14 protein-coding genes are annotated in these 19075 nt (G+C 70.7%); 5 read left to right on the forward strand and 9 right to left on the reverse strand.

Annotation, left to right across the window (positions count from 1 at the left end; translation table 11 throughout):
- Nucleotides 1–64 precede the first annotated feature (64 nt).
- Nucleotides 65–733, reverse strand: coding sequence for a GntR family transcriptional regulator (locus F603_RS0108935; protein ID WP_026328255.1), 669 nt, complete (start codon nt 731–733; stop codon nt 65–67).
- A 168-nt stretch (nt 734–901) separates the two neighbouring features.
- Between F603_RS0108935 and F603_RS0108940 the strand changes: the two genes are divergently transcribed.
- Nucleotides 902–2044, forward strand: a complete 1143-nt coding sequence (locus F603_RS0108940; RefSeq protein WP_245600732.1) for a pyridoxal phosphate-dependent aminotransferase — start codon at nt 902–904, stop codon at nt 2042–2044.
- Between the two features lie 86 nt (nt 2045–2130).
- Here the strand turns inward: F603_RS0108940 and lpdA are convergent, their stop codons facing one another.
- From lpdA to F603_RS0108965, 5 genes are all read right to left on the reverse strand, one after another.
- Nucleotides 2131–3528: a dihydrolipoyl dehydrogenase gene (lpdA, locus tag F603_RS0108945; RefSeq protein WP_019545668.1), complete on the reverse strand. Its 1398-nt coding sequence runs from the start codon at nt 3526–3528 to the stop codon at nt 2131–2133.
- A gap of 95 nt (nt 3529–3623) precedes the next feature.
- Nucleotides 3624–3983 carry a hypothetical protein gene (locus F603_RS0108950; RefSeq protein ID WP_019545669.1) on the reverse strand — a complete coding sequence of 120 codons (360 nt, stop codon included), beginning with the start codon at nt 3981–3983 and terminating at the stop codon, nt 3624–3626.
- Between the two features lie 78 nt (nt 3984–4061).
- Nucleotides 4062–4463 carry a tetratricopeptide repeat protein gene (locus tag F603_RS0108955; RefSeq protein ID WP_019545670.1) on the reverse strand — a complete coding sequence of 134 codons (402 nt, stop codon included), beginning with the start codon at nt 4461–4463 and terminating at the stop codon, nt 4062–4064.
- A 126-nt stretch (nt 4464–4589) separates the two neighbouring features.
- The gene (gene coaE, locus F603_RS0108960; protein ID WP_019545671.1) at nt 4590–5180 is read right to left on the reverse strand and encodes a dephospho-CoA kinase; all 591 of its coding nucleotides are present in this window, start codon (nt 5178–5180) and stop codon (nt 4590–4592) included.
- 76 nt (nt 5181–5256) lie between these two features.
- A complete protein-coding gene (locus F603_RS0108965) occupies nt 5257–6204 on the reverse strand; it encodes a PAC2 family protein (RefSeq protein ID WP_019545672.1) in 948 nt (315 codons plus the stop codon).
- Between the two features lie 276 nt (nt 6205–6480).
- On the opposite strand from F603_RS0108965, the gene F603_RS0108970 reads away from it, so the two are divergent.
- Entirely contained in the window at nt 6481–7452 is a 972-nt protein-coding gene (locus tag F603_RS0108970; protein WP_019545673.1) for a right-handed parallel beta-helix repeat-containing protein, read from the forward strand.
- 123 nt (nt 7453–7575) lie between these two features.
- Here the strand turns inward: F603_RS0108970 and rpsA are convergent, their stop codons facing one another.
- The gene (rpsA, locus tag F603_RS0108975) at nt 7576–9087 is read right to left on the reverse strand and encodes a 30S ribosomal protein S1 (RefSeq protein ID WP_019545674.1); all 1512 of its coding nucleotides are present in this window, start codon (nt 9085–9087) and stop codon (nt 7576–7578) included.
- A 372-nt stretch (nt 9088–9459) separates the two neighbouring features.
- Between rpsA and F603_RS0108980 the strand changes: the two genes are divergently transcribed.
- Nucleotides 9460–10350: a class I SAM-dependent methyltransferase gene (locus F603_RS0108980; protein ID WP_019545675.1), complete on the forward strand. Its 891-nt coding sequence runs from the start codon at nt 9460–9462 to the stop codon at nt 10348–10350.
- Between the two features lie 777 nt (nt 10351–11127).
- On the opposite strand, the gene F603_RS0108985 is transcribed toward F603_RS0108980, so the two are convergent.
- Nucleotides 11128–12720: a lytic transglycosylase domain-containing protein gene (locus F603_RS0108985; RefSeq protein ID WP_019545676.1), complete on the reverse strand. Its 1593-nt coding sequence runs from the start codon at nt 12718–12720 to the stop codon at nt 11128–11130.
- Between the two features lie 277 nt (nt 12721–12997).
- Nucleotides 12998–15655: a DNA polymerase I gene (gene polA, locus F603_RS0108990; RefSeq protein WP_106431287.1), complete on the reverse strand. Its 2658-nt coding sequence runs from the start codon at nt 15653–15655 to the stop codon at nt 12998–13000.
- A 313-nt stretch (nt 15656–15968) separates the two neighbouring features.
- Here polA and F603_RS0108995 point away from each other — a divergent pair, with 313 nt between their 5' ends.
- Both F603_RS0108995 and F603_RS0109000 read left to right on the forward strand, forming a co-directional pair.
- Nucleotides 15969–18257 (forward strand): FdhF/YdeP family oxidoreductase, encoded by a 2289-nt coding sequence (locus tag F603_RS0108995; protein WP_019545678.1) that lies wholly within the window; start codon nt 15969–15971, stop codon nt 18255–18257.
- A gap of 281 nt (nt 18258–18538) precedes the next feature.
- Nucleotides 18539–19012, forward strand: a complete 474-nt coding sequence (locus tag F603_RS0109000) for a PaaI family thioesterase (protein ID WP_019545679.1) — start codon at nt 18539–18541, stop codon at nt 19010–19012.
- Nucleotides 19013–19075 lie beyond the last annotated feature (63 nt).

The raw sequence follows: 19075 nt of genomic DNA on the forward strand, positions 1-19075 counted from the left end.
CAGCCCGTCAACGTTGAATGTCAACATTTATAGATCGCCACTTCATCACCCTGGGCACCTCGCGTTACTCGCCCAGCCGCCCCAGCAGCCCTGCCAGCGCGGACTCCACATGCTGCTCGGCGTACCTGCCGGCGGCACCAGCATCGCCGCTGGTCAGGATCTCGGCGTACCGCGAGTGCTCGACGACCAGCGACGAGTCGTACCCGCGCTCGGGCTCCGAGCTGCGCACGAGCTGGTACAAGCGGACCTGGGAACGGATGGCCTGCCAGGCGCTGACGAGGGGTCCGTTCTCCGCCACGTCGTACACCGCGTCATGGAACTCGAGGTCGGCACGCACCACGTCGCTGCGGGTCGTCCCGTCCGTCACCGCCGAGCGCAGCCCCTCCAGCGCGGCAGCGAAGCAGTCCGGCCGCGCACGTTCCGCCGCGCCCTGGGCGGCAATACGCTCGAGCCCGGCACGCAACCGGTAGAGGTTCTCAGCGTGTTCGCGCGACACCGGGATCACCGTGGCGGGCCGGTGCCAGCCGGTACGGATGATGCCCTCGCGCTCGAGGATCGAGAGCCCTTCCCTGACGGACCCGCGGCTCACCGCGAGCGACTCCGCCAGGGCACCCTCCCTGAGCTCCTCCCCCGGCTGGAAGGTTCCGTTCATGATCGCCTCGCGGATCATGTGAGCGGCCTCGACGGCGATACCGCGGGTGCTCACCGGCCCGATCGGAGCTGATGTTCGCATGCCCGCAGTATGCCACCGACGTCAATGTCGAATGTTGACATTGGCTCTCCGTGACAGCAGACTGGCCCTGCCGGGGCGGGTCCCGCTCCAGCGCACCAGGCGACAGCCGTCGAGAGGATGGATGACATGGCCGTGGCCCCTTGGCCCGCCCCCTACCGTTTCCAGCGCATGAACGCCGATCACGCGCCTGGCCAGGAGCAGAGTCACGTCGCCCAGGGCCTCCGCCACGTCGATTTCTCCCACGGCGACGTCAGCGCGTTTCCGCCACCGCCCGAAGTCATCGACGCCGTCACCACGGCATTGCGCGACGGAGGCCGCTACGCCTACTCCCCCTACCGTGGGCACACGTTCATACGGGAACTCGTCGCACAGCGACTCGGCGCCTTCACGGGCGCACCGATCGATCCCGACCGGGAAGTCATCGTCACGCCCGGCACGCAGGGCGGGCTGTTCCTCGCGCTGTCAGCGCTGGTCGAACGCGGTGACAAGGTAGCCGTCGTCGCCCCCGACTACTTCGCCAACCGCAAGATCGTCGAATATCTCGAGGCCACTCCGATACCCGTCGATCTGGCGTACCGCACAGCGGAGGGCGAACCCGCACGGCTGGACCTCGACAAGCTCCGCACGGCATTCCAGGACGGGGCCCGGCTCCTCGTCTTCTCCAACCCGAACAATCCCACGGGTGCGATCTACACAGCGGACGACATCGAGGCGATCGCGCGGCTCGCCGCCGAGTTCGACGCCTTCGTCGTCGTGGATCAGCTCTACTCCCGGCAGATCTTCGACCAGCGGCCGTTCACGCACCTCCGCGCACACGCCCGCGAGCGCTGCCTGACCCTCATCGGCCCGTCCAAGACCGAGTCCGTCTCCGGCTGCCGGGTCGGCGTCGCGGTCGCTCCGTCCGAGATCATCGGTCGCATGGAGCAGTTGCAAGGCATCGTCTCGCTGCGGACAGCCGGATACATGCAAGCAGCTCTGGAGCCCTGGCTCGCCGAAGCCCCCGGCTGGCTCGCACAACGGATCACCGAGCACGCTCGCATCAGGGACGACCTGCACGAAGTGTTCAGCGCCAGTGCCCACCTCAGCACCCGGCGCACCGAAGGTGGCAGCTACCTGTTCCTCGACGTGCCCACCGCGAAGGGTCGGATCGACGACCTCGTGCGGCAACTCCGTACAGAGGCGGCCGTGACCGTCACCCGTGGTCCGGAGTTCGGAGACTTCCCCGAGTCGGTCCGCCTGAACTTCTCCCAGGACCATCGAGCAGCCGTCGACGCAGCGCACCGCATCGTGGACGTGGTCGCCCGGTTCTGACGGGACGACAGCGTCCCGTCCCCGGTCGACCCGCGGGGAACGCAGGTCGACCGGGGGCTGTGCCGTGGTACCTGGCGGCGCGGTCCCTACATGTTGATCATGTGCCCCGCGAGGCCGTGGACCGCCTCCTTGACGGCCTCCCCCAGCGTCGGGTGCGCGTGGACGTTTCGTGCCACCTCGTGGACCGTCAGGTCCCACTGCTGCGCCAGCGTCAACTCCGGGAGCAGTTCGGTGACTTCGGGGCCGATGAGGTGCCCGCCGAGCAGTTCCCCGTACTTGCCGTCGCTGATCAGCTTGACGAAACCGGCGGGCTCGGCGAGGCCGTGGGCCTTGCCGTTCGCCATGAAGGGGAACTTCGCGACCTGCACGTCGTAGCCGAGGTCGCGTGCCTGCTGCTCGGTGTGGCCGAAGCTCGCGATCTGCGGGCGGCAGTAGGTGGCCCGCGGGATCATCGTGTAGTCGAGTTCCATCGTCTCGGCGCCGGCGATCGTCTCCGCCGCGACGACGCCCATCGACTCGGCGGTGTGCGCGAGCATCAGCTTCGCCGTGACGTCGCCGATGGCGAAGATGTGCGGGACGTTGGTGCGTCCGCGTCCGTCGATGTCGATGGCGCCGCGCTCCGTGAGCGCCACGCCGGTGTTCTCCAGGCCGAAGCCCTCGGTGCGGGGTTGGAAGCCGATCGCCTGGAGGACCTTGTCGGTCTCCAGCACCTGCTGCTGGCCGTCCTTGCTGACGGTGACGCGGACCTTCGGGCCCGTGTCGTCGATCGACTCGACCTTCGTCGACGTCATCAGCTTGATTCCGAGCTTCTTGTACTGCCGCGTCAACTCCTTGGAGACCTCGGCGTCCTCGGTGGGCACGAGGCGGTCGAGGAACTCCACGATCGTGACGTCGACGCCGTAGCTGCGGAGCACGTAGGCGAACTCCACGCCGATCGCGCCCGCCCCGGCGACGACGATGGAGCCGGGAAGGTCGCGGGTGAGGATCTGCTCTTCGTAGGTGACAACGCGGTCGCCGAGCCTGGTGCCCGGCAGGAGCTTGGTGGTGGCGCCCGAGGCGATGATGCAGTGGTCGAAGGTGACGGTCTCGTCGACTCCCTCTCCCGTGACGCGCAGGGTGCGCTGGTCGGTGAAGGTGCCGCGGCCGTTGTACTCCGTGATGTTGTTCTTCTTCATCAGGTAGTGCACGCCCTTGACGCGCCCCTCGGCGACGCTGCGACTGCGGTCGTACGCGACGCCGTAGTCGAAGCCGACCCGGCCCTCCACCCGGATGCCGAAGGTGTCCGCCTCGGCGCCGACGATCTGCGCGATCTCCGCATTGCGCAACAGCGCCTTGGAGGGGATGCAGCCGACGTTGAGGCAGACACCTCCCCAGTACTTCTCCTCGATCACCGCCGCCCGCAGCCCCAACTGCGAGGCGCGGACGGCTGCTACGTACCCGCCGGGCCCTGCGCCCAGCACCACCACGTCGAAGTGTCCACTCATGCGGCCAGCTTAGGCCCTGCCGGGACTGCTCCGGCGGGCCGCCGCGCTCGTCGCCGTACGCCGGACTCACATGCGGCGCAAGGGAGTTCGACTTCTCAGCCGAAGTGGAGGCCGCCACTGATGTCCCGCGCCTGCACGACGGGACCATTGACGGTCGCGCCCTCGCCGACGGAGTTGTGGACCGCTCCCGCATCCGCCTCCAGCCGCGGCCCGTGCTCCTCCGCCCAGCCCAGCAGCGCGCTGCGGAACTCGGCGTTCTCCTCGGCGAGTTGGGAGAGGCGTGCCTCGAAGTCACGCACCTCGCCGCCGTCCGAAGGGGCGGGGAACTCCTCCTCGCTGCGGCCGGTGAAGCGGCGGGTGAGGCTCGTCAGCGCGGACCAGGCGCTCTGGCCCGCGGCCGTCGCGGCGCCGCCGGCGGCGGCGGAGACGAGGGTGAGGGCGGTGGAGACGTCCATGGGGCAACGGTAGCGGCGGCCGGGCGGCGGCGCCACGGCACACACATGCGAACTCCCCTCCGGCGGAGAGGAGTTGTCTCAGTTCCCCAGCGGGGTGCCGGGCGGCGGTGGCTCGAAGGTGTCGAAGCCGGCGGCCTCGACGAAGTCCGGTCTCGGGTTGAGCGCCGCCGCGATCTTGAAGTGCTTCTTCGCCTCCTGCGACCGGTCGGCACGCTTCAGCGTGCGCCCCATGGCGAAGTGCGCAAAGGCGTTGTCCGGCTCCCGCTCCAGCACCCACCCGAATTCGGCCTCCGCCGAGGTCAGACGCGCCTGGAGGAAGTAGGCGCGGGCACGGAGCAGCCGCGCCCCCGCGTGGTCCGGATGCTCCTCCAGAACGGAGTCGAGGAGGGTGATGGCGCCCCGCGGGTCGTGCGCCTCGACGAGCTGCTCAGCGGCCCGGAACTGGATGACGTAGGTCTCGGGGCTCGATGATCCCGGCACGGCCGCCTCCTTCCCTACTGCGGCGTACGACTCAACAACACCGGCCGCCGCGCCATTCCCGTACCGGTCGATCCTTCCCCGCAGTGCACGACGGCTACCTCCCCACCCTTCGGTGGACGGCCGACGTCACACGGTGCGCAGCCGGTCCCAGACAGCACGTACACGGGGTTCCAGATCGGCGAGCGCGCCGTCGTTCTCCACCACGAAATGCGCGGCAGCCAGCCGCTCCTCGCGCGTGGCCTGCGCCGCGACACGCGCCCGTGCCTCCTCCGGCGCCATGCCCCGCAGCCGCACCAGGCGGTCCATCCTCGTCTCCTCGGGGGCGTCGACGACGATCACGGAGTCGTAGCGGGGCGCCAGACCGTTCTCCACGAGCAGCGGTACGTCGTGGACGACGACGTCGTACGAGCCCGCCGCCTCCTCCAGCTCGGCGGAGCGGGCCGCGACGAGCGGGTGGACGATCGCGTTGAGCGCGGCGAGGCGCTCGGGGTCCGAGAAGACGAGCGCCCCGAGCTTCGGCCGGTCGAGCTGCCCCTGCGGCGTCAGCATCTCCTCGCCGAACTCCGCGACGACGGCGGCGAGCCCGGGCGTCCCCGGCTCGACGACCTCCCGCGCTATCCGGTCCGCGTCGATCACCACGGCCCCCAGGTCGGCGAGCAGCCGGGAGACCTCGCTCTTGCCCGCGCCGATGCCGCCTGTCAGTCCCACCTTCACCATGCGCACACGGTATCGGTGGCCGAAGAGCCGTCGCGGCCCCGCTCCCCGTACCGGGAGCGGCCCCCGCGACGTCGGTTCAGGAGCGGCCCGGCTCCCCCGGCCCTGAGCCTCCCTCGCGCTCGGCGAGGAACCGCTCGAACTCCTCCCCGAGCTCGTCGGCGGAGGGGAGCTCCGTCGGCTCGGCGACGAGGCTGCCGCGGCTCTCGGCGCCCGCGAGTGCGTCGTACTGCTGCTCCAGGCCGCGGACGACCGAGGTGAGCTCCTCGTCGCCTTCGGCGAGTTGGCGCTCGATCTCGTTCTGCGTCCGCAGCGCCTCGGTGCGCAGGTTGTGCGCGACCTCGGGCAGGACGAGCCCCGTCGCCGAGGTGATCGCCTCCAGGACGACGAGCGCCGCGTCCGGGTAGGTCGACCGGGCGATGTAGTGCGGGACGTGCGCTACGACGCCGAGGACGTCGTGGCCCGATTCCGCGAGGCGCAGTTCCGTCAGGGCCGCCGCGCTGCCGGGGACCTCCGCCTCGTTGAAGAAGGAGCCCTGCCCCGGCACGAGCTCCGAGCGGTTCCCGTGCGGGGTGAGGCCCACGGGGCGGGTGTGCGGGACGCCCATCGGGATGCCTTGGAAGCTCACCGCCAGGCGTGCGTGCACCCGGTCGACGATCTCGCGGACGGCTGCCGTGAACCGTTCCCACTCGGTGTCCGGCTCGGGGCCCGAGAGGAGCAGGAAGGGGGTGTCGGTGGCGTCGCGCACGAGGCGGAGTTCGAGGCTGGGGGTGTCGTAGGAGACCCACTCGTCCCGGCGGAAGGTCATCGCCGGGCGGCGGGCGCGGTAGTCGATCAGCCGGTCGACGTCGAACCGTGCGACGGTGGTGTGCGGCTGGCTCTCCAGAACGCTCTCCACCAACTGCTCACCGGTGTCCCCCGCGTCCATGAACCCTTCGAAGTGATAGAGCATCACGAGTCCGGCGTTCTCCGGCTCGTCGATGATCTCGTCGACCGCGCGCAGACCGCTCTGCTCCCATGCGTACATACGCTGCGGATCATCCACTGGCTCACGCTCCTTAGGCATACACAGAGTCAACACGTCGGTCGTCTGCGGCATTCCCGCGGGGGGCGTCCGGCACGCCGACACGCGCCGCCGGCTGGCCGTGCTCTTGACGCGTCCCGGGCGCAACTCTAGGTTCCCTTCGCGGTGTTGGGACGGGCACGTACCGTCTCCCCGACCGCCGCCGTGTGGCACCCGTCACATCCGGCGCCTCGCACGCGCACGACCGCCCGCAGGCTCCCCACCGCCCGGAGGTCCGCAGTGCCAAGCCGTACCACCGCAGCCGCAACCCCGGCGGCCGCCCTCCTCTGCGCCTTCCTCCTCGCCGCACCGGCGGAGGCATCCGCGCCCGCGTCCGTCATCCCGGTCACGGACGCGGGCGAGTTGCGGGACGCGCTCGCCTCGGCACAGCCTGGCGACACCTTCGACCTCGCCGACGGCACCTACCGGGGCACCTTCTCCACGACATCGCCGGGCGAGGCGGACGCGCCCGTCACACTCACCGGCTCCACCGATGCGCGCCTCACCACCAGCGGCGGCGGCTACGGTCTCCAGCTCGACGGCGCCCCGCACTGGCGACTCACGGGCTTCACCGTCTCCGGCGGCCAAAAGGGCATCGTCCTCGACCGGTCCGACGACGTGCACCTCGACGGCGTCACCGTGGAGGACCTCGACATGGAGGGCGTCCACTGGCGCAACTCCAGCTCCGACGGCTCGATCCGGAACTCCACCGTCCGGAACACCGGGCACGACGGTCGCGGCATGGGCGAGGGCGTCTACGTCGGCAGCGCCGGAGGCACCGACGACCGGAGCGACAACGTCGTCATCGAGGGCAACACCCTCGGGCCCGGCATCGGCGGCGAGAACATCGACGTCAAGGAGGGGACGACCGGGACGCGCATCCTCGGCAACACCCTCGACGGCGACGGGCTCACCGGTGCCAACTACGACGACTCGTGGGTCGACATCAAGGGCAACGACGTCCTCGTGGAGGGGAACACGGGAACCCGCACCACCAACGACGGCTACCAGGTGCACCAGCAGGAGCCGGGTTGGGGTTGCGGCACCGTCTTCCGCGACAACCACTCCGACCTCACCGGAGCGGTCGGTCCCGACCGGTACGCGATCAACGTGACCGACTACGACGCGCAGAGCTGCCCGGCGACCGTCGCCGACTCCAACACCGTCGTGGGCGGCAAGGGGCTCACCGACCCGGGTGTCCCCGTGGGCTGAACGCCCTGTCGCCGTACGGGAGTTCGCTCCCCGCGGAGACGCCGAGAGGCCCGCCCCCCTTTCGGGGAGCGGGCCTCTCGGGTCGCTCGGTTCAGGCCATCGACGGCCCGGACTCCGCTGGGCTCAGCTCTGGCCACCCGCGAGCTTCTCGCGGAGCGCCGCCAGGGCTTCGTCCGAAGCGAGGGCGCCGCTGTCCTCCTCCGACTCCGAGGAGTACGAGCCGCCGCTGGGCTGACCGCCGGTCTGCGGGGCGGCGGCGCCGCCACCGGCGGCACCCTCGGCCGCGGCCTGCTCGTCGGCCTCGCGGGACTTGATGACCTGCGCCTGGTGCGCCTCGAACCGCGACTGGGCCTCGGCGTACTGGCGCTCCCACTCCTCGCGCTGCTTCTCGTAACCGGGGAGCCAGTCGTTGGCCTCCGGGTCGAAGCCCTCGGGGTAGATGTAGTTGCCCTGGTCGTCGTAGGAGGCGGCCATGCCGTAGAGGGTCGGGTCGAACTCGACCGCGGTCGGGTCGCCGCCGAAGGACTCGTTGGCCTGCTTCAGCGAGAGGCTGATGCGGCGGCGCTCCAGGTCGATGTCGATGACCTTGACGAAGATCTCGTCGTTGACCTGGACGACCTGCTCCGGGATCTCCACGTGACGCTCGGCGAGCTCGGAGATGTGGACCAGGCCCTCGATGCCCTCGTCGACCCGGACGAACGCACCGAACGGCACCAGCTTCGTGACCTTGCCGGGCACGACCTGGCCGATCTGGTGGGTCCGCGCGAACTGCTGCCACGGGTCTTCCTGGGTCGCCTTGAGCGACAGGGAGACACGCTCGCGGTCCATGTCGACGTCGAGGACCTCGACAGTGACCTCCTGGCCGACCTCGACGACCTCGGAGGGGTGGTCGATGTGCTTCCAGGAGAGCTCGGAGACGTGGACGAGTCCGTCGACGCCGCCGAGGTCCACGAACGCACCGAAGTTGACGATGGAGGAGACGACGCCGGAGCGCACCTGGCCCTTCTGGAGGGTGGTGAGGAAGGTCTGGCGGACCTCGCTCTGGGTCTGCTCCAGCCAGGCGCGGCGCGAGAGCACGACGTTGTTGCGGTTCTTGTCAAGCTCGATGATCTTCGCCTCGAGCTCGCGGCCGACGTACGGCTGCAGGTCGCGGACGCGGCGCATCTCGACGAGCGAGGCGGGCAGGAAGCCGCGCAGGCCGATGTCGAGGATGAGACCGCCCTTGACGACCTCGATGACGGTACCGGTGACGATCCCGTCCTCTTCCTTGATCTTCTCGATGGTGCCCCAGGCGCGCTCGTACTGCGCACGCTTCTTCGAGAGGATCAGGCGGCCCTCCTTGTCCTCCTTCTGGAGAACCAGGGCCTCGATCTCGTCGCCGACGGCGACGACCTCGTTGGGGTCGACGTCGTGCTTGATCGACAGCTCACGGGAAGGGATGACACCTTCGGTCTTGTAACCGATGTCGAGCAGGACCTCGTCCCGGTCGACCTTCACGATGACGCCGTCGACGATGTCGCCGTCGTTGAAGTACTTGATCGTCTCGTCGATCGCGGCGAGGAAGGCTTCCTCGGAACCGATGTCGTTGACCGCAACCTGAGGAGTGGTGGCGGAGGTCTCGGTGCTGCTCGTCATGTGGGAAAGGGTCTCCGGTACGGACATTGAGTCGTAGGTACTGCTACGCCGAGAGCCCTTGATCGCATCGGATGCAGCCTTCCGGACAGCCTTGAGGGCTTGAGACCCGAGGGGACATGCAACTGATGCGAGCGCGACCTGCTCCGTCTGAGGTGCGCAGGCCCGAAGCGCAACTTGTAGCATACGGTCGCTGCTGGGCATGGTCAATGCGCGAAAGAGCACACCTGGGAAGGAACGTCCCATAACCGGCAGAAGTCGGTGGTCCGGAGCCGTGCGCAGCACGTTCTCGCGGGCGGTGAACTCCGCCCGTCCCCGGCGCAATGACGAGCAGCAGCGGGCGCGGCCCGCCAACGAGCAGCAGGCGGCAGCACCTTGCACGAACATCGAGCGTACGACACCGGCTCCGCCGGTCCCCTGCCCGTTCCGGCGGAGGAGGAGCCGGACGCGGTGCGGCGGCCTGTCGGCGGCCGGGAGACCAGCCGCGCCAACCGCCACTGGTGGGACCGGAACGCGGACGAATACCAGGGCGAGCACGGGGAGTTCCTCGGCGACGCCCGCTTCGTCTGGGGCCCCGAGGGGATCGACGAGGCCGATGCCCGGCTGCTCGGGCCGCCCGGATCGCTCGCGGACCTCGACGTCCTGGAGGTCGGCGCGGGGGCGGCGCAGTGCGCGCGCTGGCTCGTCTCCGAAGGCGCGAGGACGGTGGCGCTCGACCTCTCGCACCGCCAACTCCAGCATGCGCTGCGGCTCTCCGAAGCCTCTCCGCCGCCTCTCGCTGCACGGGAGCGCGGACCGGCGCTCGTCGAGGCGGACGCGCAGGCGCTGCCGTTTGCCGACGACTCCTTCGACCTCGCGTGCTCCGCCTACGGCGCACTCCCCTTCGTCGCCGACTCGGCGCGCGTGATGCGCGAGGTGGCGCGGGTGCTGCGTCCGGGCGGAAGGTGGGTTTTCTCCGTGACGCACCCGATCCGCTGGGCCTTCCCTGACGAGCCGGGCCCCGAGGGGCTCACCGCGGTCGGCTCCTACTTCGACCGCACGCCCTACGTGGAAGAGGACGCGAAGGGCCGCACCCTCTACGCCGAGCACCACCGCACCCTCGGCGACCGGGTGCGCGAGACCGTAGCCGCGGGGCTGCGGGTCGTCGACGTCGTCGAGCCCGAGTGGCCCGAGGAGAACCGCGTGGTCTGGGGAGGCTGGTCGCCGCTCCGGGGGCGGGTGCTGCCCGGGACCTTGATCCTCGACTGTGAGCTGCCCGTTTCCTGACGCCTCCGGTACGGGAGCAGCAGGCTCCCCGTTCGCGACGTGCCACCCGAGCTCCCTGCCCCGCTCGTGGCAGGGGCACGACCGCGCTCCGTCCCGGCACGGGCAGCCGATGCCCGTGCCCCCGGTTCTCGCCGGGCTGCTCGGCGAGGGCGTCCCCACTGTGGGGCGGCCTTCGGTCCCGAGTCGGTCAGGCAGTCCGGTGGAGTCGGGGGTCCTGATATTTCTGCCAAGCGGCCTGACGGGGACGGAGGGTTCCTCTGCCCGGCGTGGGCGCTGGTACTCGCAGCAGAGGTCGACGAAACCGGCACCGCACTCGGCCACGCGGAGGATCGACTCGCGCGTGGCGTCGGGCGGTGTTCGGAGCCGGTTGCAGACGGGCGCGTTCGGGCGGATCAACGGCCGGTGCAGGGATCACGGATCTGGTGCCAGACTTCAAGGACCATCTGTGCGCGGCCCGACGCAGTGGGACCGGGCAGTTGACGTCGGCGCTTCCCCTTCGCACCGGGCTTGGCGAGGGCCGCGCGGGCTCCGCCGTGACGCTGCGAGTGGGCCCCGGTTACAACGGGCCGGCGAAGGCTTCGCCGCTCACAACACCGGGCATACACCCGCCTGTTGACCGGTCGAGGGATTCGCCCTCACCGGACCGCCGGCCCTGCTCTTGCCGGAGTGCGGCGTCCGTGGCGCAGCTCAGCGGCTCGCACCGGCGCAGCGCGCATCTCGCGCCGCGCCCCCACGCGACCGGCCCGGCGGCGGTCCGGGGCGGAGCGCCGTCCGCCGTCAGTCGGTGACCTTCAGTTCGAGTGTCAGCGTCCCGCCGCCGGCGACCGAGTCGAGGCGGAGGAGGTAGGTGCCGGCCTTGTCGTCTGCGGTGATCTTGGGGAGGTCGAGAACGCCCTCGCCGTCGGCGCGCAGGGTGACGGTGCGGACGGGCTCACCCGCGGGATCGGTGAAGTAGGGGCCGACGGTGTTCTCCTCGGGCTTCTCGCCTTCGGTGACCATGGTCGCCCGGACGGCTGCGTGCGGGGCTGCGGCGCCGTCGAGCGACGCCTTGACCTCCACCTGCTCGCCGAACTCGGCTCCGGCGGCGGCCTCCAGCGCCTCGTCGCCGGTACGGACGAGCGCGTCGGCCTGCGGCTCGACGACCTCGGCGTCGAAGGAGAGCGCAGCGAGCTTCGCCGCCTTCGCCTTGACGGTGAAGGCGCCCGGCTGCTCGCCTGCGGCGATCGCCGGTGCGGTGGCGGTGCCGTCCGCGGCGGTCGCGACCTCGGCGGTGGTGGCGTCCTTGTCGAAGCGCGCGCCCGTCTCCCCTGCAAGGGTGAACTCCACCTTTACGCCCTTGACCGGCTTGCCCTCGGAGGTCACCACTCGGACCTTCGGCCGCTCCTCGAACTTCCCGCCCACGGGTGCGCTGAACTGGGAGGCGCCTACGCGCTGGAGGTCGGCCGGCGCCGTCGGGCTCGGCGTGGGCGTCGGGCTCGGCGAGGGGCTGCCGGAGCCTCCGCCGGGCGCCGGTGTGGAGCCGTTGCCTCCGGAACCACCGTCCTTGCCGCCGCTCTTGCCGCCGTCCCTGCCCGGCTTGCCCGCCCGGTCGCTCGGACCCGCGTCCGTCTTCTGGGAGTTGCCGGAGCCGGGGGAGGTGGGCAGCGCACCGCTGCCGTCGGGGACCTTGTGGGTGCCCTCGCGGTAGAACTCGTACCAGGCGAGGACGGTGCGGAGGTAGTCGCGGGAGTTGTTGTAGCTGAGGATGGCGCGGTCGAGGTCGGCCTTGCGGTCGAGGGCGCGGCCGTCGGCGCAGAGGTAGCGGCCGGCGGCGAGGGCCGCGTCGTGGATGTTGTTGGGGTCCTTCTTGCCGTCGCCGTTGCCGTCGGCGCCCCAGCGGGCCCACGTCGAGGGGATGAACTGCATCGGTCCGACCGCGCGGTCGTAGCGACTGTCGCCGTCCCACTCGCCGCCGTCGGTGTCGCTGATGCGGGCGAACTCGCCGCCGTTGAGGACCGGTCCGAGGATGGGCTTGCGAGTGGTGCCGTCGGCGGTGACGTCGCCGCCGCGGGCCTGGCCGGACTCCACCTTGCCGATCGCGGCGAGGAGCTCCCAGCGCAGGCCGCACCCGGGTACGTCGGTGCGGAGGTCCCGGGCCGCCTTCTTGTAGGCGGCGAGGACGGTCGCCGGGATGCCGGACTCGGCTCCTGCCGGGTTCGGCGTGCTCGGTGAAGAACCGGGCGGATGTGGGGACTTCAGCGGAGGGAGCTCGGTGTGGTAGGAGCCGTCGCCGGCTCCGTCGCCACCGGGCGAGGTGCCTGCGCGGTCCTGAGAACGGTCGGGCTCGGTGTGCTCCAGGCCGGGGGCCTGCGAGGCGGTGAGAGCAGCCATCGCCACTGCGGCGACGGCGGTTCCGCCCAGCCCCCTGCGAAGGCGGCTGCTCCGCAAGCTACGCCGACCGGTCCTGCCGGCCTGCTTCGCCGCCACATGCCTTCCGCGGTACCGCGCCATCGTTCGGCCCTTTCCCCGTCGGACGCCAACTGCCGTGACTGTACGGCAAGTCGGGGTCTGAAGTCAGCGGGCGAGGCGTACGTCGACGCGTTCGGAGGCATCCCGTCAGCCGTGCACGCCACGCCACGCGCAGGGCGCGACATGCACGGCTGACGGCTCAGTGCGCGGCGGACTCCCAATCGGAGCCGGAACCGACCGAGACGTCGAGCGGAGCCCTGAGGCTCACCGCCGTCGACATCTCGCGACGGACCAACTCCTCCACGGCTGCCCGCTCTCCGGGGGCGACCTCCAGGACGATCTCGTCGTGTACCTGGAGGAGCATTCGGGAGGAGAGCTGCTCGGCCTCCAGCGCCCGGTCCACCTTGAGCATCGCCACCTTGACGATGTCGGCGGCCGTGCCCTGGATCGGTGCGTTCAGCGCCATCCGCTCGGCCATCTCCCGGCGTTGGCGGTGGTCGCTGGTGAGGTCGGGGAGATAGCGGCGGCGGCCCATGATGGTCTGGGTGTAGCCGATGGCGCGGGCCTCGTCGACGACGTGGCGGAGGTAGTCCCGCACGCCGCCGAAGCGCTCGAAGTAGGTCTCCATCAGCTTCTTCGCCTCGTCCGGCGCGATGCCGAGCTGCTGCGAGAGGCCGAAGGCCGAGAGGCCGTAGGCGAGGCCGTACGACATCGCCTTGATCTTGCGGCGCATCTCCGCGTCGACCTGGGCCTCGGCGACCGAGAAGACCTGCGCGGCGACCGTGGTGTGCAGGTCCTCGCCTGTGGTGAACGCCTCGATCAGGCCCTCGTCCTCGGAAAGGTGGGCCATGACGCGGAGTTCGATCTGGCTGTAGTCCGCGGTGAGGAGCGATTCGTATGCCTCGCCGACCTTGAAGCCGCGGCGGATCGCCCGGCCCTCGTCGGTGCGGACGGGGATGTTCTGGAGGTTGGGGTCGGTCGAGGAGAGGCGGCCGGTGGCGGCGACGGTCTGGTTGAAGGTGGTGTGGATGCGGCCGTCGGGTGCGATGGTCTTGATCAGGCCCTCGACCGTGGTGCGCAGCTTCTGCTGTTCCCGGTACCTGAGCATGATCACGGGGAGTTCGTGGGTCGTCTGCATCGCGAGCCAGGCGAGAGCGTCGGCGTCGGTGGTGTAACCCGTCTTGGTGCGCTTGGTCTTGGGGAGGCCGAGCTCCCCGAAGAGGACCTCCTGGAGCTGCTTCGGGGAGCCGAGGTTGAACTCGTGGCCCACGGCGGCGTGCGCCTCGGAGACGGCCTGCTGGGCCGCGTCGGCGAACTGCTGCTCCAGGCCGCTCAGCCATTCCCGGTCGGCCGCGATCCCGGCGCGCTCCATCTTCGCGAGCATCGCCGAGGTGGGCAGCTCCAGTTCGCGCAGCATCCGGGCCGCGCCCGAGTCGGCGAGCCGGGCCTCGAACGCCTCGCCCAGGTCGAGGACGGCGCGGGCCTTGCGCATCAGTGCTTCGGCCTCGGCCTGTTCGTCGGCGCCGAAGGCGAGTTGGCCGTTGGCGTCGGCGGCCGGCTCGAGTTCGCGGCCGAGGTACTCGACAGCGAGGGCGTCGAGAGCGAAGGAGCGGCGGCCCGGCTTGTCGAGGTAGGCGGCGAGGGCGGTGTCCATCGCCACACCGGCGACGGTGAGGCCGCGCTCGCCGAGGACTCGGATCAGGGCCTTCGCGTCGTGCATCACCTTGGCCCGCTGCGGATCGGCGAGCCATTCGGCGAACGCCTTCTCCTCCTCGGCGCTCAACTGCGGAGGGGCGAACCAGGCCGCCGGGCCCTCGCCGCTCGCCAGGGCCACCTCGGCGACGTCGCCGCTGCCGAGCTTCCAGGTGTCGACCGTGGCGACGCCGAGCGTCCGGCCGCCGTGGTGCGCGAGCCACTCGGTGAGTTCGCCCTCGCCGAGGACGGTACCGTCCAGCTCGACGCCGGGGGCTACCTCCTGCTCGGCCTCCTCGCTCGCGCCGGGGTCGACGGCGTAGAGGCGGTCGCGGAAGTTCTGGTGGCGGAACTCCAGGGTGTCGAGGACGACGTCGAGCGCCGTGCGGTCGTAGGGGGCACGGAGGAGGTCCTCGGGGTGGCAGCCGAGCGGGACGTCCCTGACCATCTCGGTGAGGCGGCGGTTGAGGCGGACCGAGTCGAGGCTGTCGCGGAGGTTCTGGCCGGCCTTGCCCTTGATCTCGTCGGCGTGGTCGGTGAGTTCGGCGATGGAGCCGTACTGCTTGATCCACTTCGCGGCGGTCTTCTCGCCGACCCCGGGGATGCCGGGGAGGTTGTCGGACGGGTCGCCGCGCAGGGCGGCGTAGTCCGGGTACTGGAGGGGGGTGAGGCCGTACCGCTCCTCCACTTTTTCGGGGGTGTAGCGGGTGAGCTCGGAGACGCCCTTGGTCGGGTAGAGGACGGTGACGTCCTCGGAGACGAGCTGGAAGGAGTCGCGGTCGCCGGTGACGATGGAGACCTTGAACCCCTCGGCCACGGCCTCCGTCGTGAGGGTGGCGATGACGTCGTCCGCCTCGAAGCCGTCGACGGCGAAGCGGGGGACCTGCATGGTGTCGAGGAGTTCGCCGATGAGCTCGACCTGTCCGCGGAACTCGTCGGGGGTCTTGGAGCGGTTGGCCTTGTACTCGCTGAACTCCTCGGAGCGCCAGGTCTTCCGGGAGACGTCGAAGGCGACCGCGAAGTGGGTGGGGGCCTCGTCACGCAACGTGTTGGCGAGCATGGAGGTGAAGCCGTAGATCGCGTTGGTGGGCTGGCCGCTGGTGGTGGTGAAGTTCTCGGCGGGCAGCGCGAAGAAGGCACGGTACGCGAGCGAATGCCCGTCCATCAGCAACAGCCTGGGCGGTTCCGCACCCGAGCGCCCCTGCTCGCCGGGCGCCTGCCCGCCCTGCTTCGCCTGTGCCGGCGCCTTCTTCTGCGGCGCTCCGGATTCCTTCTTCGCTTCCTCTGTAGCCACGTGCCCGATACTCCCACGGGCCGCTGACAATCCGGCCGCGGACGGCCCGCCGCACCCCAACCGCGCTACTGTGCGCGGCCGCAGAGACACGGAGTGGAGTATTCCGTTCAGAATGCGGGACGCTCACCAGCGGAGTTATCCACAGGGCTGCCGTCGAGGCCACCCTGCGTGGCAACATCGGGGCATGCCGCAGAAACCGCCCTCAGCCGATCCCGTCCAGGACTCCCCCCAGGTCCGTGAGCCGGAGCATGCTGCCGCCGGGCTCACCGCCGTCGCGCACTCCCTCCGCATCGCCCAGCGCCAAATGGGCACGAAGCGGACGGCGTTGACCCTCCTGCGGGTCAACCAGAAGGACGGCTTCGACTGCCCCGGCTGCGCCTGGCCAGAGGGCGACCACCGGCACCGCGCCGAGTTCTGCGAGAACGGCGCGAAGGCAGTCGCCGAGGAGGCGACGCTCCGCCGGGTCGGCCCCGCCTTCTTCGCCGAACACTCGGTGCCCCAGCTCGCCGAGCGCTCCGGTTACTGGCTCGGTCAGCAGGGCCGCCTCACCGAGCCCATGTACCTCCCCGAAGGGGCCGAGCACTACGAACCGGTCTCCTGGGAGCGGGCGTTCGACATCATCGCGGAGGAGCTGACGGCGCTCTCCTCGCCCGACGAGGCCGTCTACTACACCTCGGGCCGCACCAGCAACGAGGCCGCCTTCCTCTACCAGCTCTTCGCCCGCGAGTTCGGCACCAACAACCTCCCCGACTGCAGCAACATGTGCCACGAGTCCTCCGGCTCGGCGCTCACCGAGACACTCGGAGTCGGCAAGGGCAGTGTGCTCCTGGAGGACCTCTGGCAGGCCGATCTCATCATCGTCGCCGGCCAGAACCCCGGCACCAACCACCCGCGGATGCTCTCGGCGCTGGAGAAGGCGAAGTCCGCAGGCGCGAAGATCATGACGGTCAACCCGCTCCCCGAGGCGGGCATGGAGCGGTTCAAGAACCCCCAGACGGCGCGCGGCCTCGCAGGCGGCGGCACGCCCCTCACCGACCACTTCCTCCAGATCAGGCTCGGCGGCGACCAGGCCCTCTTCCGCATGCTCTGCCGCCTCGTGCTGGAGGCGGCGGACGCCGGCGACGAGCGCGCCGTCGACTCCGCCTTCGTACGCGAACACACCCACGGATACGAGGAGTTCGCAGAGGCCGCGCGGAAGACCGACTGGGACGAGGTCCTCACCGCCACGGGTCTCGCCCGCGAGGAGATCGAACGCGCCGCCGAACTCGTACTCGCCGCCGAGCGGCCCGTGATCTGCTGGGCGATGGGCCTCACCCAGCACAAACACTCGGTCCCGACGATCCGCGAGATCGTCAACCTGCTGCTGCTCCGCGGCGCCGTCGGCCGGCCCGGGGCGGGCGTCTGCCCGGTGCGCGGGCACAGCAACGTGCAGGGCGACCGCACCATGGGCATCTTCGAACGTCCGGAACCGGCCTTCCTCGACGCCCTGGAGCGGGAGTTCGGCTTCGCGCCACCCAGGGAGCACGGGCTCGACGTCGTCCGCGCGATCCGCGCCCTGCGGGACGGCGAGGCGAAGGTCTTCTTCGCGATGGGCGGCAACTTCGTGGCCGCCTCCCCCGACACGGAGGTGACCGAGGACGCGATGCGCCGCGCCCGCCTCACCGTGCATGTCTCCACCAAGCTCAACCGCTCGCACTGCGTCACGGGCGCACGCGCGCTGATCCTTCCCACGCTGGGGCGGACCGAGCGCGATGTGCAGTCCAGCGGTGAGCAGTTCGTCACCGTCGAGGACTCCATGGGGATGGTCCACGCCTCGCGGGGACGCCTGGCGCCGGCGGGCGAGCAACTCCTCTCGGAGCCCGCGATCGTCTGCCGCCTCGCCCGGCGTGTGCTCGGCGAATCCTCGGTGGTCCCCTGGGAGAGCTTCGAGGAGGACTACGGCCTCGTACGCGACCGCATCTCCCGCGTCGTTCCCGGCTTCGACGGGTTCAACGAGAAGGTCGCACGCCCCGGCGGCTTCGCGCTGCCGCACGCCCCCAGGGACGAGCGCAGCTTCCCCACGGCCACGGGCAAGGCGAACTTCACCGCGGCATCGCTGGAGTATCCCGAACTCCCCGAAGGCCGCCTGCTGTTGCAGACGATCCGCTCGCACGACCAGTACAACACCACGGTCTACGGCCTCGACGACCGTTACCGCGGCATCAAGCAGGGCCGCCGGGTCGTGCTCGTCAACCCGCAGGACGCCGCGGCGCTCGGCGTAGCCGACGGCTCCTACGTCGACCTCACCAGCGAGTGGCGGGACGGCCGTACGCGTACGGCACCCGGCTTCCGCGTGGTCCACTACCCGACGGCCCGCGGCTGCGCCGCCGCGTACTACCCGGAGACCAACGTCCTCGTCCCGCTCGACGCCACGGCCGACACGAGCAACACCCCGACGAGCAAGTCCGTCGTGGTGCGGATCGATCCGGCATGAGATGACCCGCGGTTGCTTCGAGGCCGGCGGGAGGGGTCGAGCGCGGCCCCTCCCGCCGAACCTGCGTCGCCCTTGAACGTGGCGCCGCCGGGGCACCGCTCGGCGCCACGTCGCTGCGATCGCCGCGCGGCGATCGCAGCGACGGGCGGAGACGGAAGCCAGGCCGCGCGGGGGCCGCTCTTGGTACCTACCCGAGGGGACGCGTCGATCGCCTGATAGGACAGTGTGCGCAGTGGACCCGGCACGAGCCGGGGTGACGGACGACACGGGAGCGGAGCACGATGGGCGAGCAGAGCGCAACCACCTTCCCCCAGGAGATCCTGGACGAGTGGGCCGGCCTCGGCGTCGACCTGCCCGCCCTCTTCTCCGCCGGGCATCTCGGTGAGCGCATGGGACTCGAGGTGCTGGAGGCGTCCGCCGAGAAGGTCGTCGGCACGCTTCCCGTCGAGGGCAACACCCAGCCGTACGGTCTCCTCCACGGCGGCGCCTCCGCCGTCCTCGCCGAGACGCTCGGTTCGGTCGGGGCGATGCTCCACGGCGGCCCGCACAAGTCGGCCGTCGGCGTCGACCTGAACTGCACGCACCACCGCGGGCTCTCCTCCGGGCTCGTCACCGGTGTCGCCACACCGGTGCACCGCGGGCGCTCGACGGCGACCTACGAGATCGCCCTCACCGAGGAGAACGGCAAGCGCGTCTGCACCGCCCGCCTGACCTGCCTGCTGCGCGACGGCGGCCCGGCGGACGCCCGGGGCTGACGGGCCGGACGCTCGCACCGGGCTGACGAACGCAAAGAGCCGGCGCCGAAGAGCCGGCGTCAA

Source organism: Streptomyces sulphureus DSM 40104 (genome assembly GCF_000381025.1).
GTDB lineage: Bacteria > Actinomycetota > Actinomycetes > Streptomycetales > Streptomycetaceae > Streptomyces > Streptomyces sulphureus.